The following is a 13,184-nucleotide window of genomic DNA, read 5'->3' as shown; positions in this document are numbered from 1 at the left end:
ATCATTATTTATGCCTGCTTAACGCATTTAAATATTTTATAGCAAATTCCAGCTGACTATCTACAAAAGTCGGATTCTTTAATTTATCGATGTCCTTGTTTATTGCATCATATGTCGCTTTATCTAATGTATTGGTCATCTTAAGGCCTTTGCTCTTTTGATACTTATTCAAGGCCTTCAATGTATTCAAGGTAAAGCTATCGCTCAAAGAGCCATCGTAAAAGCCCAGCACCTTAAGCCTTTGCTCTAATGCGTACACAGCCAGTTTCTTGTCGCCTACTTTTAATGCCGAATACTCAAAAGGTGCAAGATTTGATGTATCAAGGGGTGCTTTTACCACAGGATCGGGTACTTCTATATCCGGACTAATTCCCCTGTCGTTTATATCCCTATCCGCCGGTGTAAGATATCTGGCTATGGTCATCTTTATAGCGCTGCCGTCATCTAAAGGTACTACAGACTGAACGATACCCTTGCCAAAGGTCCGTGTGCCGATCAGCACACCTGCTTTTCTGTCCTGTATGGCTCCCGCCAGGATTTCCGCAGCGCTGGCGGTATTGCCGTTTACCAAAACTGCCAGTTTAAATGGGACATTGTCCAGATATGAATAGTACACGTCAGGCGCCTCAGATTTATAAGCTATGGTCACGATCTTTCCCCTGGGCACAAAGTACCTGGCCACATCCACAGCCGATGTGAGCAAGCCACCGGGGTTGTCTCTGAGATCCAGTACCACTGATTTTATGCCCTGAGATTTAAGGTCCCCTATAGCCTTACCCATAAACTCCCCGGCATTTTCATTGAATTCGTCAAGCCTTATATACCCTATGCCATCAATGACCTTGTAGGTCACAGGATTTATCTTTATTTTACTTCTTATAAGCTCAAAGGTCAAAAGACTATTACTGCCAGCTCGCTGTATTGCAAGCTTTACCTTCGTGCCTTCATTGCCCCTTAAAAGCCCTGCGACTTGATCCAGCGTCATACCCGATACGCCTTTGCCGTCAATCCCGACAATTTTATCTCCAACCTTTATACCGGCTTTGTCCGCTGGCGAATCCTTAAAAACCGATACCACCGAAATATAATTATCTTTTTGCTCTATCTGTATGCCTATCCCTGTATAAGTCCCTGATGTCTGCTGTTCAAACTGAGCCATCTCCTCCGGAGTAAAATAATCGCTGTAGGGATCCAAACTCCTCAGCATCCCTTTTACAGCCGCTACGGTAAGCTCATCTTTTGTTACATCATAGGGGTAATAATCTTCTATGAACTTCATGATATCGCTTATAAATACAAGGTTATCATCAGTATTTGATGCGCTTTCCGCAGGTATCACTGATGAACTGTTGTCAGCAATTAAAGTCTGCCCGTAGCCAATAGCTGTAGATGATATTAATATCAAGATTATCAAAATTGGAAGCACATATTTTTTATACTTTTTCATAAAACGCACCCCTTTACATGCAAAAAGCGGCTATATTGCCGCTATATCTGCTCTTTTAATACAACCACCTGCATTTTTTCTGGCAATGTATCTTTGGAGATTATTAATTCATCCATAAACTGAGCGTCGCCGATAAGGTCCAAAAATGCCTCCACAGGCTTTATTGGCAAATTATAGCCCTCATACTTGCTGGCATTCTCAGACATATAGTGCATAGGTATAACTATCTTGGGGTTTATCTGTTTAGCCACATATACTGCTTCATCGGGTTCTATAGTAAAGTAACCGCCCACAGGAAGCATAAGCACGTCTACAGGGCCAATGGCCTGAAGATCATCAAAGGAAAGGATATGACCCAAATCGCCCATGTGGCAGAGGTTAATCCCCTCCAGGCCTTTAAATACGTATACATTGTTTATGCCCCTTTTAGCGCCCTTTTCCTTGTCATGAAACACCTGCACGCCTGTAATATCTACGCCTTTTACATTGTGCTCCCCAGAAGTCGTCACCGCTTCTGGATCTCCTTTAACACCCTCAATATAATTGTGATCAAAGTGTCCGTGGCTTGACGTCACAATATCAGCGTAAAGCTCTGGCATCGAAAAGCCCATAGAACTATCAAAGGGATCCATTACAATTCTTTTGCCATCTGCCTCTACGTAAAAACACGCATGAGCAATATGCTTAATCTTCATATATATCCTCCTCACATTCTCTCAGGCGCTGTAATCTTCAAAAGATCCAGCCCATTTTTAATGACCACTTTGACGGCAAGGGCAAGTGCAAATCTGGCTTGCAACAGTTCCTCCTCTTCTCCTTTGACCCTGCAGGTATTATAAAAGTTGTGGAACAAACCTGCCAAATCCAGCAGATATCTGGTTATTCTGTGAGGCTCCAGGTTTTGAGCTGCCAGTGCTACCTCTTCAGGGTAATCTGCCAGCTTCCTCATGAGCTCCCACTCTACTTCCTGCTTCAATGCGCTGTAGTCGATTTTGTCAGGATCTCTTAAGGCTATGCCTTCCTGTTTTAAAATACTCTCCATACTGCATATCCTGGCATGGGCATACTGGACATAGTAAACAGGATTTTCATTGGATTTTTGTACAGCCAGATCCAGATCAAAGTCCATCTGGCTATCAGCTGATCGCATGGTGAAGAAAAACCTGGCTGCATCTTTACCCACTTCTTCGATGAGGTCTATAAGGGATATGGCCTTACCTGTCCTTTTTGACATCCTGACAACTTCTTTCCCCCTTACAAGCCTCACCAGCTGCAATATAATAAACTGAAGCCTTTCGGGGTCTATGCCCAATGCCTTCATAGCTGCATGCATCCTGGCCATATGGCCGTGATGATCTGCTCCTAATACGGTTATGACCCGTTCAAATCCTCTATCTATAAACTTATCCCTGTGGTATGCGATATCTGATGCAAGATACGTAGGTATACCATTGGACCTTACCAGGACTTCATCCTTGGGAGCCCCATAATCCGACGCTTTAAACCATATAGCTCCGTCTTTTTCATATGTGCTTCCATTGGCCTTCAGGGTCTTTATAACGTCATCCACCTTGCCGCTATCATAGAGGGATTGCTCTGAAAACCAAACATCATACTTTATGCCATAAGCCTCCAGATCAGCTTTTAGCTTCTCCACGTTTTTCTTAAGAGCGTAATCGCACAATGCTTTTCTGCGTTCTTCAGGTGATGTGTTAAGGTACCTATCTCCATATATATCTTTAAACTCTTTTGCCCTCTCCACAATGTCTTCGCCGTGGTAACCGTTCTCAGGTATCTCTGCCGGTTGTCCAAAGAGCTGGAGATATCGAGCCTCCAATGACAGGGCAAATTTTTCGATCTGATTGCCTGCATCATTTATGTAAAACTCCCTGGTCACATTATAGCCTGATGCCTCCAGTATGCTGGCAATAGAATCGCCTATAGCACCACCCCTGGCGTTGCCCATATGCATAGGGCCTGTAGGATTGGCGCTTACGTATTCCACCTGTACCTTTTCGCCTTTTCCTATATTGGATCTGCCGTAATCCTCTCCTTCTCTCAGGATGGCAGGTATGACGTCATATACCCAATCCTTCTTTAAATAGAAATTGATAAACCCCGGACCCGCCACATCTACTTTTTCGGTTCTTTCGTCATCAATATATTTTGCAATAGCCTGCGCTATTTGCCGAGGATTTTTCTTCAATATGCTGGCCATGCGCATGGCCACATTGGTGGAAAAATCGCCGAAATTTTTCTCTTTTGGAACCTCTATCTCTATCTCGGGGACCTCGTCAAACGAAATAACTCCGTCAAATGCAGCCTTATTTATTGCTCTTTTTATAGAATTTATCAGGTTGTTCTTTATGTCCATTACGATGTTTATCATTAATTTACCCCCCTGACCGTTACATGTATCTCATTGGTAGACAATATCCTGTCATCTATGTCCAGAACATACTTTATATACAATTCGCCGCTGGATTCATTAAAATCCGCCTTCAATTTCTTTGAAGTCACATTCACGCCCATCTCGCCAAAGGGTGTATAATACTCAGCCGCGTGCTTCCTGCCTTTTTCAAATACCATTCTGGCCGTATTTTCACCGCGCCGCAGCATTACAACCCTTTCTGGTTCAATCTTTATAGTAGTGCTTGTTCCTTCCATACCCGAAATTTCAGATTCGTCGTAGTGGATATAGTAATTATTTCCTTTTTTATAATAGTTCCCCTCTGTGACAAGCTCTATAGTATCCCTATTATCCTCTACCTGATGGATTCCTCTTATGGTTATTATAGCTTTTTTATTCATAGAACTCCCTTTCCACTATTTTCTCATTAATATCGCTCTATGTCAATAAGTTCAATTCCATAAATAGGTTTTTTTAAAAATTTTTCACCTATCTCCTGAAATTTTTCAGGATTATCGCTGACAAAAAATTTATAATAAGGCTTTTCATCATTTGCAGAAAACAGACCTAATTCTTCCAACTTCTCTCTCACCATCAAGGCTGTTTCTCGTGCCGGGTTTACAAGGACCACATCTTGTCCCATCACCTTTGATATAGTACTCATGAGCAAAGGATAATGGGTACAGCCCAACACCAGTGTGTCAACACCGCTGTCCTTTAACGGCTTTAGATATTCCTTTGCCACCATATAGGCCACTTCGGTGTCAGCCCATCCTTCTTCCACCAGTGGCACAAAAAGCGGACAGGGTGTACTCTTTATCTCAATAAATGGGTCCAGTGCTTTTATGGCCTTCTCGTAAGCTCCAGACAATATTGTCCTTTCAGTTCCTATTATACCCACTTTTTTATTCTTACTAGCACTTACTGCCGCTAAAGCTCCCGGCTCTATTACGCCAAATACAGGTACATCAAAATGGGCCTTTACATCCTCAAGGCTGGTTGCACTGGCGGTATTGCACGCGATAACCACTGCTTTTACACCCTGGCTTAATAAAAACCTGGTATTTTGGAACGCATATTTGGTTACCGTCTGCTTTGATTTAGTACCATAGGGAACCCTCGCCGTATCGCCAAAATAGACAAGGCTCTCGTTTTTAAGAACATCCATGAGCTCTTTTACCACCGTCATGCCCCCAACCCCTGAATCAAACACTCCTATCGGCCTTGAATCCATTATTCATCCTTCTTCCGTCTCTTAATCGCTATGTCTATCAATCTATCCAGCAGTTGCCCATATGGTATCCCCGAATATTCCATCAATTTGGGGTACATGCTGATTCTGGTAAATCCCGGGATAGTATTGACTTCATTTATATAAACCTTTAATGTATCTCTGTCAACCAAAAAATCTACTCTTGCCATACCCTCGGCATTTACAGCTTTATAGGCTCTGGCAGCCAGTTCTCTTATCTCTCTGGTTTTCTCTTCCGGCAAGTCGGCAGGTATCAACAGTTTGGAGTTATCTCCGTCCAGATATTTGGCCTCGTAATCATAAAACTCTTTAGACGGGATAATTTCTCCCGGATACGAGACCACAACGTCATCATCACCTAACACAGCACATTCTATTTCCCTGGCGTTTATAAACTTTTCGACCACTATTTTTTTATCATATTTTCCCGCTTCTTTCAAGCCAAAGACGAGCTCTTCTCTATTATGGGCCTTGGTAATACCTACACTGGAACCCATATTAGCAGGCTTTACAAAACATGGATAGCCGAATCTTTTCTCTATTTCATCGATAAATTTAGCCGCTTCGCTGCTCCTCAATGCAACAAAGTCAGCATGGGGCAAACCTGCCTGCAAAAACAGCGAATTGGCTACAGCCTTATCCATAGCACAGGCTGACCCCACAACTCCTGATCCTACATAAGGCAACTCGGCCAGCTCAAGAAGGCCCTGTACTGTTCCATCTTCTCCGTTAGGGCCATGTAAAACCGGGAAAACCACATCTATATTTAAAGTAATATAGCTATCATCTTCTAATACCATCACACCCTTTATAAACGGGTCAGGCGGTATAAATGCCTTCTTAGAATTCTTTATCCACTCTCCTGGCCTTATATTCTCCGTATCGCCTTTGTAGAGATACCATTGCCCATCCTTATCAATACCTACAGGAATGATGTTATACTTTTCCTTTGATAGGTTTTTCATCACAGACATAGCGGACATGATTGAAACCTCATGTTCACCTGATTTTCCGCCAAACAAAACTGCGACATTTAATTTCTCCATTTAGAACCCTCCCAATCTATATAGATTTTAAGCCCATATAAAAATTTATTCAATAGGATTTTTTTCGAGAACAAACAAAAATAGCGGAATAAATCCGCTACCTTTGTGGGCACGGTGGTTCTAATATCTATCGTCTCTACCCTGTTGCTGTTGTGCAAGAGCTCTTTCTGCTCTCTCTATGGCCAGCCTTACAAGGTTACCGCAGTTTCGCGATGACACTGACCCCCAGCCTTCAGTTCGAACGATATCCTCAACGCCAAGCTCCTTTGCCAGTTCGTATTTCAACGCATCTGACATGATACTTCGGCGTCTCGACACATTAAAACCTCCCCACCTTAAATTGGGCCCATACTTATTATCACATGGTAAGATCGCCTTTATACGTCCTTACCTGCTGTAAAACCTTGACTTCTTTTCCCGTATTGGCGTCAATGTACACGTAGAATGTATCTCCGTTGTAAGTCCCTTTAAATTCATACGTTAACACTTCAACGCGATTCTCCAGTGGTATAACAGCAAGTCTGGAGAATTCCACCTTCAAATTTCTGCTCAATTTTTTCATCGCTTCCTCTTTGGTCAGTTTGGGCGCTTTAAGCGTCCTGGCCCTGTGGTTCATATAGTACCCTCTGGCATCAAAGCCCACCACTTCGCCGTTATCAAGAGCCACCTTGACTTTCACCATGTCGGGATAGATTATAACACCGTTTTGCGATGGTACAAAATTGAATATAGCTGTATTCTCATACTTTTCAGAATAAGCCACCACCATATTTTTAAAACCTTTTTTAGATACAAAGTCGGCCGCGCGTCCTTCCGCCTGTGATAGCGTTAAACTAGTCTTCCCTATGGGCCTCTGGCTTAACATCCATACCACATGCCCGCCTTTTTTGCTCACATTTATCGCTATACTATCCCCCGCACCTCCTGTAGTATTTACAACAAAACCATAAGAGGGAAATGTGGCGTTGTTAGCCTTATATGCTGCAACAGACTTTACTCTATCGCGGCCAATGAAGTCTATTGCACTGGTACGGGCTTGAGCCTGTGTAACGTCAGGACCTGTAAGACCTTTGGGCGGTACATTTTCAAGATGAGATGAAAACGGCCCATCGTATATCAACTTTGGATAATTGGCCATTTGTTTTTCCACATTAGCCATGCTGGCATTCAATACATCCTTCTTCCCAGCTGGAGAAGTCATGGTTCGCTTTATACTGCTGGGTGAAAAAGCCATTCCCCTTGCTGCCGAGTCAGTTTTAAGCCTCTGAAGCTCTACGGTTATAGCCGCTGCCCTTGAATGAAGGTCTTTTATGTTTTTTATATCCCTGGCATCCAATTTTTGCCCTGAGGCCTGTTTTCTCACAAGGCTATTGGCATAGTCCCCTACCTGCGACAAGAATTTAGATGTCTTTATAATCGATATAGCGTTTACAGGTAATTGACTTAAATCGGTCTGGGCCGCATAAGCCTGCCTCCAGGTATCAGAAAGGAGATTGATATTTTGCGTGGTGGAGTCTGCTACCATAAGCTTTGCTAAATTCGATTGTACGCTCTGTACATGATCCACTAGTTCATAAAAGGATCTCTGGTACTGCCCTTCTAGATACCTGTAGTAAAACATCTTATCCCAGTACTGATATATGGCTACAGCGATTAGAACCAGCATAACCGCCAGAGCTGCAATTCTCCTGATCCATCTATCCATTATAATCACTCCTCATCTCGCAAATACGTGATTGCCGATTTGCGTCGTTATAATTCTGGTCCACATCCACGGATTGACCGGTTTACTGGGATTCCAGAAAAAAAGAGCTCCTCCTGTAGGGTCCCAGCCTGCCATGGCATCCTGGGCCGCCATAAGGCTTTCTGTAGACAGGTTTGTCCAAATCTGGCCGTTAGAAACCGACTCAAAAGCTCCCGGCTGATATATGACACCAGGTATCGATTTAGGAAATGAAGGATTCATAACCCTGTTTAAAACTACTGCTGCTACAGCCACTTTCCCTACATAAGGCTCTCCTCTGGCTTCACCGTTGACTAGCCTTGCCAGCAACCATACATCTCCCATATCCGAATAACCGCGGGATTGAGCATACCCTATGGTATCCGGTATATCTTTTATTTGTGAAACTCTGTTGTTTATGTATAACATATATCCTGCCGCGAGCATTATTAAAACCAATGCGAACACCAGTATTCGCTTTTTACCAATGAGCATACTTCCTACCTCCTCGTAAATTTCTTTATAGTTTATTTTTTTCGATAATAAAATTTTTATACAGCTCACCATACTATATCTTTTGAATATATTATTATTGAAATACCTTTGCACAGGAGGTTTTGATATGGATAGAGATATGCCTTATGGCTGGAAATTGGCCCATGCCTACGTACCATTTCAGATATATACAAGGAGCTATAGCCCTGAAGAGGCCCTTAAAAAAGGCACGATGTTTCCTGAACTATACATGCCTTATATGGAAAAAAAGAAGAGGAGTGAAGATAAATGGACTTGTTGAGAAAAATTCAGGAGCTAAGCTTTATCGCTATAGAGTTAACTCTTTACCTGGATACCCATCCAGAAGATCAAAATGCACTGGTTCAATACAACACAGTATCGCAGCAGCTCAACGCATTAAAACAGGCCTACGAGCAGCAGTACGGCCCGCTCATAGCCTATGGCTTCACGCCCAGCGCATACCCATGGCAATATATAAATGAGCCGTGGCCATGGCAAATAGAGTATTAAGGAGGCACGCTTATGTGGGTATATGAGAAAAAGCTGGAATATCCAGCCAATGTGTGCAAGCCCGATGTACAGATGGCTAAGTTTTTAATCGCGCAATATGGCGGACCCGATGGTGAACTGGCAGCAGCCCTGAGGTATTTAAATCAAAGGTATACCATGCCTACCGGTCAATCTATAGCTACTCTTACGGATATAGGGACAGAAGAACTGGCACATCTGGAAATAATCGCAACCCTCGTCTACAAGCTTCTAAAAGGAGTTCCGGTAGAAGAACTCAGAAGGCATGGACTTGGTGAACATTATACCGAACACGACAGGGCTTTATTCTACTCCGATACCACCGGAATGCCGTGGACAGCGACATATATACAGGCAAAGGGCGACCCTATAGCAGATCTCCATGAGGACATGGCAGCGGAGGAAAAAGCCCGCTCTACCTATGAGCACCTTATAAATTTAACCGATGACCCTTGTGTCAAAGATACATTGAGATTTTTACGGGAAAGAGAGATAGTGCATTTCCAGCGCTTTGGAGAGACACTGGACCTGGTTCAAGAAGAATTAACAAAAAAGAAATTTTACTAAAAGCAAAAAGCCTTATATCCGAAAAAGATATAAGGCTTTTTCACATCGGCTTGATTTGTAGCAATTTCGATATGTCTACTGACTTATATGGCGGTATCGCCCTTCTCGCCCGTCCTTATCCTTATAGCCTCAGCAATTTCATATACGAATATCTTACCATCGCCGATTTTACCTGACCTGGCGGTATTTGCTACCGCCTCCACGATTTTATCTACATCACTATCTTTTGCCACTATCTCAATCTTTATCTTGGGCAATAAATTTATGTTAAGCTCAATGCCCCTATAAACTTCTGTACGGCCCTTTTGCTGGCCACAACCCATAACATGTGTCACCGTCAAGCCATGAACACCGCACTTATCAAGGGCAGCTTTTACCTCTTCCAGTTTTTCCGGTCTTATAATGCATTCGATTTTCTTCATTGAACAAGTCCCCTTCCATTCAGTGTATCTTTATATATCCCGTCTACTTTTAGCTCAGGAGCCGCAAGGTTCTTCTTAAGCCCTCCGCTGTCATATAAACTGGGTGCCAGCTGAAAATCGGGATATGCCATAGCGCCCATCTCAGGCAGGTCCAGCCCGGCCATCTCGTCTTCAGCTTTTACCCTTATACCCATTATAGCATCAAGGGTTCTAAAGAATAGATAGCTGAGGCCAAAGCCGTATACGATTACCACCGCCGCATCGATGAGCTGGGCTCCTAGCTGGCCAAATCCGCCGCCGAAGAAAAGGCCAGTAACAGGGGTGGACACACCATTAAGTCCTGCTCCATAAGTGCCATCTGCAAAAAGCCCCAGACTTATTAAACCCCATAATCCGTTTACACCATGTACCGAAAAAGCACCCACAGGATCATCGATTTTAAACTTCTTTTCCACCACTTCTACCGATACGCACACCAGTATACCAGCTACCAACCCTATGATAAAAGCCGATACGCCGCTCACAAAGGCGCAAGGAGCTGTTATAGCTACAAGCCCCGCCAGTGCACCGTTACACGTCATGGAAATATCGGGCTTGCCATACTTTATCCACATATAAGTCATAGCCGCCATGCCGCCTACAGCACCGGCTATCATGGTATTGGTGGCGACCACAGCTAACCTGAAATCAGTAGCGCTTAACGTACTGCCTGCGTTAAAAGCAAACCAACCAAAGAAGAGTATGATGGTACCCAGAACTGCCATAGGTATGTCGTGCCCAGGAATGGCTACCGGAGTACCGTCTTTTCTGAACTTACCTATGCGAGGTCCTATGACGATAGCACCAGCCAGCGCCAGCATACCGCCCATGGCGTGGACCACACCGGATCCCGCAAAATCCAGCGCGCCATTGCCCAGGCCCAGTTTGACACCCAGCTGGGACAACCATCCACCGCCCCATACCCAGCCGCCATAAATAGGGTAGTAGAACATCGATATAAAGAAAGACGTTATAACCACTGCTAAAAACTTAACCCTCTCTGCCATAGCCCCTGTAGGTATGGTTACCGTCGTGTCCATGAATACCATCTGGAAGAAAAACAGAGCGTAAACCCCGGCGTCATAAGTGTCTCCGCTGAGGAAAAACCCTTTTAGCCCCAAAAGGTTCCAGCCGTTGACGGTTATACCATTATTGAGAACTGGAGAGCCACCCAAAGTGGCAGCACTACCTGCGTTGCCAAACATAAACGCAAAACCTGTGATAAAAAATCCAATAAGACCGACTAAAAATACCATCAGGTTCATACCCATAGTATGAAGGGCATTTTTCGCCTGGGTAAACCCTGTCTCAACCAGAGCAAATCCAGCCTGGAAAAAGAATATTAGAAAGGCGGTCAGCATAACCCACACAAAATTGAGTCCTATTTTATTTTTTGCCACCTGTACCGCAATTTCATCTACCGTGGGATGCCCGGGTTTGGCTGCTGTTATATCATTTAATGTGCCATAAGAAGCCCCTGAGGGATCCCCTCCTTTCGCATAGGCTACAATTCCCAGGACACCTACCAGTATTGCGATGAGCAATAAACTTACCATCACCTTATTAACCATTTTCCTGCCCATACAACACACCCTCTCTCTATTTTTATTTAAAATTGGAAAAACTAAATTTTTTGCCTTTTATTCTTGCAGATAACCGGTGTAATTTAATAAAATTAACAATGCCCATGTACAGTATCAATAGCCCCAGCGTGTATCCAGGAACATAAGAACCAAAAGCTGGTATTTTAAATCCCGTAACTATTCCGCTGTAGAAAAACAACAATCCCGACAGAATGATAAGAATATTAAGCACAATTAATCCGATAAAATACCACTGTTTTTTCAAAATTCTCATAATATCACCTCCTTTTCCATCGATAAAGGCGCGCTACTAAACAAAAAAGAGGCCTAAAGATGAACATTTCATCTCTAGGCCTCTCTGCCTATAGGTACTCTCAGCATACCTGACAATTCAATTTTATTCTAATAAAACCCATGGCACCTGAAAACTCAGGTACACTCACCTTGTTTGCTAATAGTATATAAAATTATGATAGTTTTGTCAATACCTTTTTCGAAAACTCTCCAATTCTTATAATATTCTAAAAACTTCAATCAAAAGCTAAATACTGATTTTAAGTTTATTGTTAAGTCTGGAAAAATACTCACCTTAATACTATCATCTTCTGAATACAATTCAGGTCTACCGTACCATCCATTATCACCCAATGTAAAAACACTGACCAGTTTACCTTCTGGCTCAACTATCCAATATTCCTTTACACCAGCTTTTTCATATAAATTGAATTTTATCAGTTTATCCATTTTAATTGAAGAAGGAGAAACTATTTCTATTATAAGTTCTGGCACTCCATAAAAACCTGTACCACGCAACCTCGAGCTATCACACACAACGACTATATCTGGCTGAAGTACATTAACCACATCTTCATCTTCTTCATCTTTTTCCGGAAGGCGTAAATCAAAGGGTGCAGGAAACACGCGACACGGTTTATCCTGTAAATAATTAGTGAACCTACTCCATCCTATAGAGGATGGGGCTTCCTACTTCATTGACCGTTGCCTGCTGTTGTCCACAACAGGTCTTCCACGATCTCCATAGGCGTAACTTCGGGAGGAACCTTCCCTACGAAAAATGTTGTTGCGTTTTTATGCAGCTATCCCCAATTGTCTTAATCCTTCATGCAGCACATTTATCGCTGCATTTATATCTCTGTCTATTTCTAATCCACATTCACATCTGTGTATCCTTACCGATAAATCTTTTTCTACTATCCTTCCGCATCTTGAGCATCTTTGTGATGTATATGCAGCATTTACTTTTATGAATATTTTCCCTTCTCTTTCCGCTTTATACTGTAAATACTTATCCAACATTCCCCACCCTGCATTCGCTATTGATTTTGCAAGTTTATGATTTTTCATCATATTCTTCACTTGCAAATCCTCAACGCATATGATGTCATTGTTTTTTACTATGTTATAGCTTATCTTGTGCAGATAGTCCCTTCTCTGATTTGCTACTTTTTCATGGAGTTTTGCCAGTCTTTTCTTTTGCTTTTCTCTATTTTTGCTCCCTTTCTTTTTCCTTGACAACTGCCTTTGCAGTCTTTTTAGTCTCTTTTCTGCTTTCTGCAGCCATCTCGGGTTTGAGTACAATTCTCCTTCTGATGTCGCTGCTATCGAATTTATCCCTTTATCTATTCCTATT

Annotated in this window: 17 protein-coding genes; 3 read left to right on the top strand and 14 right to left on the bottom strand. The window is 42.8% G+C overall.

Annotation, left to right across the window (positions count from 1 at the left end):
• Positions 1–4 precede the first annotated feature (4 nt).
• From BUB87_RS08005 to BUB87_RS07965, 9 genes are all read right to left on the bottom strand, one after another.
• Positions 5–1,447, bottom strand: a complete 1,443-nt coding sequence (locus tag BUB87_RS08005) for a S41 family peptidase (protein WP_073343804.1) — start codon at positions 1,445–1,447, stop codon at positions 5–7.
• A gap of 41 nt (positions 1,448–1,488) precedes the next feature.
• Positions 1,489–2,142 carry an MBL fold metallo-hydrolase gene (locus BUB87_RS08000; protein WP_073343800.1) on the bottom strand — a complete coding sequence of 218 codons (654 nt, stop codon included), beginning with the start codon at positions 2,140–2,142 and terminating at the stop codon, positions 1,489–1,491.
• A gap of 11 nt (positions 2,143–2,153) precedes the next feature.
• Complete coding sequence (argS, locus tag BUB87_RS07995) at positions 2,154–3,836, bottom strand: arginine--tRNA ligase (protein WP_073343797.1); 1,683 nt, start codon at positions 3,834–3,836, stop codon at positions 2,154–2,156.
• A complete protein-coding gene (locus BUB87_RS07990; protein WP_073343795.1) occupies positions 3,836–4,258 on the bottom strand; it encodes a YwiB family protein in 423 nt (140 codons plus the stop codon). The genes argS and BUB87_RS07990 overlap by 1 nt, the downstream gene beginning before the upstream one ends.
• Before the next feature lie 26 nt (positions 4,259–4,284).
• The gene (murI, locus tag BUB87_RS07985) at positions 4,285–5,091 is read right to left on the bottom strand and encodes a glutamate racemase (RefSeq protein ID WP_073343792.1); all 807 of its coding nucleotides are present in this window, start codon (positions 5,089–5,091) and stop codon (positions 4,285–4,287) included.
• A complete protein-coding gene (locus tag BUB87_RS07980) occupies positions 5,091–6,155 on the bottom strand; it encodes a D-alanine--D-alanine ligase family protein (protein WP_073343789.1) in 1,065 nt (354 codons plus the stop codon). Before BUB87_RS07980 ends, murI begins: the two co-directional genes overlap by 1 nt.
• A gap of 120 nt (positions 6,156–6,275) precedes the next feature.
• Positions 6,276–6,473 (bottom strand): small, acid-soluble spore protein, alpha/beta type, encoded by a 198-nt coding sequence (locus BUB87_RS07975; protein WP_073343786.1) that lies wholly within the window; start codon positions 6,471–6,473, stop codon positions 6,276–6,278.
• A 40-nt stretch (positions 6,474–6,513) separates the two neighbouring features.
• Complete coding sequence (gene ypeB / locus BUB87_RS07970; protein WP_084111046.1) at positions 6,514–7,860, bottom strand: germination protein YpeB; 1,347 nt, start codon at positions 7,858–7,860, stop codon at positions 6,514–6,516.
• Positions 7,861–7,872: 12 nt separating this feature from the next.
• The gene (locus BUB87_RS07965) at positions 7,873–8,373 is read right to left on the bottom strand and encodes a cell wall hydrolase (protein WP_073343783.1); all 501 of its coding nucleotides are present in this window, start codon (positions 8,371–8,373) and stop codon (positions 7,873–7,875) included.
• Between the two features lie 127 nt (positions 8,374–8,500).
• Between BUB87_RS07965 and BUB87_RS07960 the strand changes: the two genes are divergently transcribed.
• The 3 genes from BUB87_RS07960 to BUB87_RS07950 are packed head-to-tail and all read left to right on the top strand — an operon-like array spanning position 8,501 to position 9,489.
• On the top strand, positions 8,501–8,674 hold the full coding sequence (locus BUB87_RS07960) for a spore coat associated protein CotJA (protein WP_073343780.1): 174 nt from the start codon (positions 8,501–8,503) through the stop codon (positions 8,672–8,674).
• The gene (locus BUB87_RS07955) at positions 8,662–8,904 is read left to right on the top strand and encodes a spore coat protein CotJB (RefSeq protein ID WP_073343778.1); all 243 of its coding nucleotides are present in this window, start codon (positions 8,662–8,664) and stop codon (positions 8,902–8,904) included. Before BUB87_RS07960 ends, BUB87_RS07955 begins: the two co-directional genes overlap by 13 nt.
• Before the next feature lie 12 nt (positions 8,905–8,916).
• Positions 8,917–9,489, top strand: coding sequence for a manganese catalase family protein (locus BUB87_RS07950; protein ID WP_073343775.1), 573 nt, complete (start codon positions 8,917–8,919; stop codon positions 9,487–9,489).
• A gap of 83 nt (positions 9,490–9,572) precedes the next feature.
• Here the strand turns inward: BUB87_RS07950 and BUB87_RS07945 are convergent, their stop codons facing one another.
• The 5 genes from BUB87_RS07945 to BUB87_RS07925 form a co-directional block, all read right to left on the bottom strand.
• On the bottom strand, positions 9,573–9,911 hold the full coding sequence (locus tag BUB87_RS07945; protein WP_073343774.1) for a P-II family nitrogen regulator: 339 nt from the start codon (positions 9,909–9,911) through the stop codon (positions 9,573–9,575).
• Positions 9,908–11,533 (bottom strand): ammonium transporter, encoded by a 1,626-nt coding sequence (locus tag BUB87_RS07940; RefSeq protein ID WP_234945995.1) that lies wholly within the window; start codon positions 11,531–11,533, stop codon positions 9,908–9,910. The genes BUB87_RS07945 and BUB87_RS07940 overlap by 4 nt, the downstream gene beginning before the upstream one ends.
• Before the next feature lie 22 nt (positions 11,534–11,555).
• Complete coding sequence (locus tag BUB87_RS07935; protein ID WP_073343772.1) at positions 11,556–11,807, bottom strand: hypothetical protein; 252 nt, start codon at positions 11,805–11,807, stop codon at positions 11,556–11,558.
• Positions 11,808–12,067: 260 nt separating this feature from the next.
• Entirely contained in the window at positions 12,068–12,502 is a 435-nt protein-coding gene (locus BUB87_RS07930) for a Uma2 family endonuclease (RefSeq protein WP_084111043.1), read from the bottom strand.
• 120 nt (positions 12,503–12,622) lie between these two features.
• The coding region (locus BUB87_RS07925) for an RNA-guided endonuclease InsQ/TnpB family protein (protein WP_143156642.1) at positions 12,623–13,184 on the bottom strand (562 nt) is incomplete at its 5' end.

Origin of the sequence: Caldanaerobius fijiensis DSM 17918 (assembly GCF_900129075.1) — a bacterium.
In the GTDB taxonomy this organism is placed as follows: Bacteria; Bacillota; Thermoanaerobacteria; order Thermoanaerobacterales; family Caldanaerobiaceae; genus Caldanaerobius; species Caldanaerobius fijiensis.
The sequence above is the reverse complement of the archived record's forward strand: the minus strand, read 5'-3'. Positions and strand labels throughout refer to the sequence as shown.

Bases quoted from the DNA above. Each gene is read 5' to 3' on its own strand.
- BUB87_RS07950 (WP_073343775.1), top strand. From the start codon at position 8,917: ATGTGGGTATATGAGAAAAAGCTGGAATATCCAGCCAATGTGTGCAAG.
- BUB87_RS07935 (WP_073343772.1), bottom strand. From the start codon at position 11,807: ATGAGAATTTTGAAAAAACAGTGGTATTTTATCGGATTAATTGTGCTT.
- BUB87_RS07945 (WP_073343774.1), bottom strand. From the start codon at position 9,911: ATGAAGAAAATCGAATGCATTATAAGACCGGAAAAACTGGAAGAGGTA.
- ypeB (WP_084111046.1), bottom strand. From the start codon at position 7,860: ATGGATAGATGGATCAGGAGAATTGCAGCTCTGGCGGTTATGCTGGTT.
- BUB87_RS07980 (WP_073343789.1), bottom strand. From the start codon at position 6,155: ATGGAGAAATTAAATGTCGCAGTTTTGTTTGGCGGAAAATCAGGTGAA.
- murI (WP_073343792.1), bottom strand. From the start codon at position 5,091: ATGGATTCAAGGCCGATAGGAGTGTTTGATTCAGGGGTTGGGGGCATG.
- BUB87_RS08000 (WP_073343800.1), bottom strand. From the start codon at position 2,142: ATGAAGATTAAGCATATTGCTCATGCGTGTTTTTACGTAGAGGCAGAT.
- BUB87_RS07955 (WP_073343778.1), top strand. From the start codon at position 8,662: ATGGACTTGTTGAGAAAAATTCAGGAGCTAAGCTTTATCGCTATAGAG.
- argS (WP_073343797.1), bottom strand. From the start codon at position 3,836: ATGATAAACATCGTAATGGACATAAAGAACAACCTGATAAATTCTATA.
- BUB87_RS08005 (WP_073343804.1), bottom strand. From the start codon at position 1,447: ATGAAAAAGTATAAAAAATATGTGCTTCCAATTTTGATAATCTTGATA.
- BUB87_RS07960 (WP_073343780.1), top strand. From the start codon at position 8,501: ATGGATAGAGATATGCCTTATGGCTGGAAATTGGCCCATGCCTACGTA.
- BUB87_RS07965 (WP_073343783.1), bottom strand. From the start codon at position 8,373: ATGCTCATTGGTAAAAAGCGAATACTGGTGTTCGCATTGGTTTTAATA.
- BUB87_RS07940 (WP_234945995.1), bottom strand. From the start codon at position 11,533: ATGGGCAGGAAAATGGTTAATAAGGTGATGGTAAGTTTATTGCTCATC.
- BUB87_RS07990 (WP_073343795.1), bottom strand. From the start codon at position 4,258: ATGAATAAAAAAGCTATAATAACCATAAGAGGAATCCATCAGGTAGAG.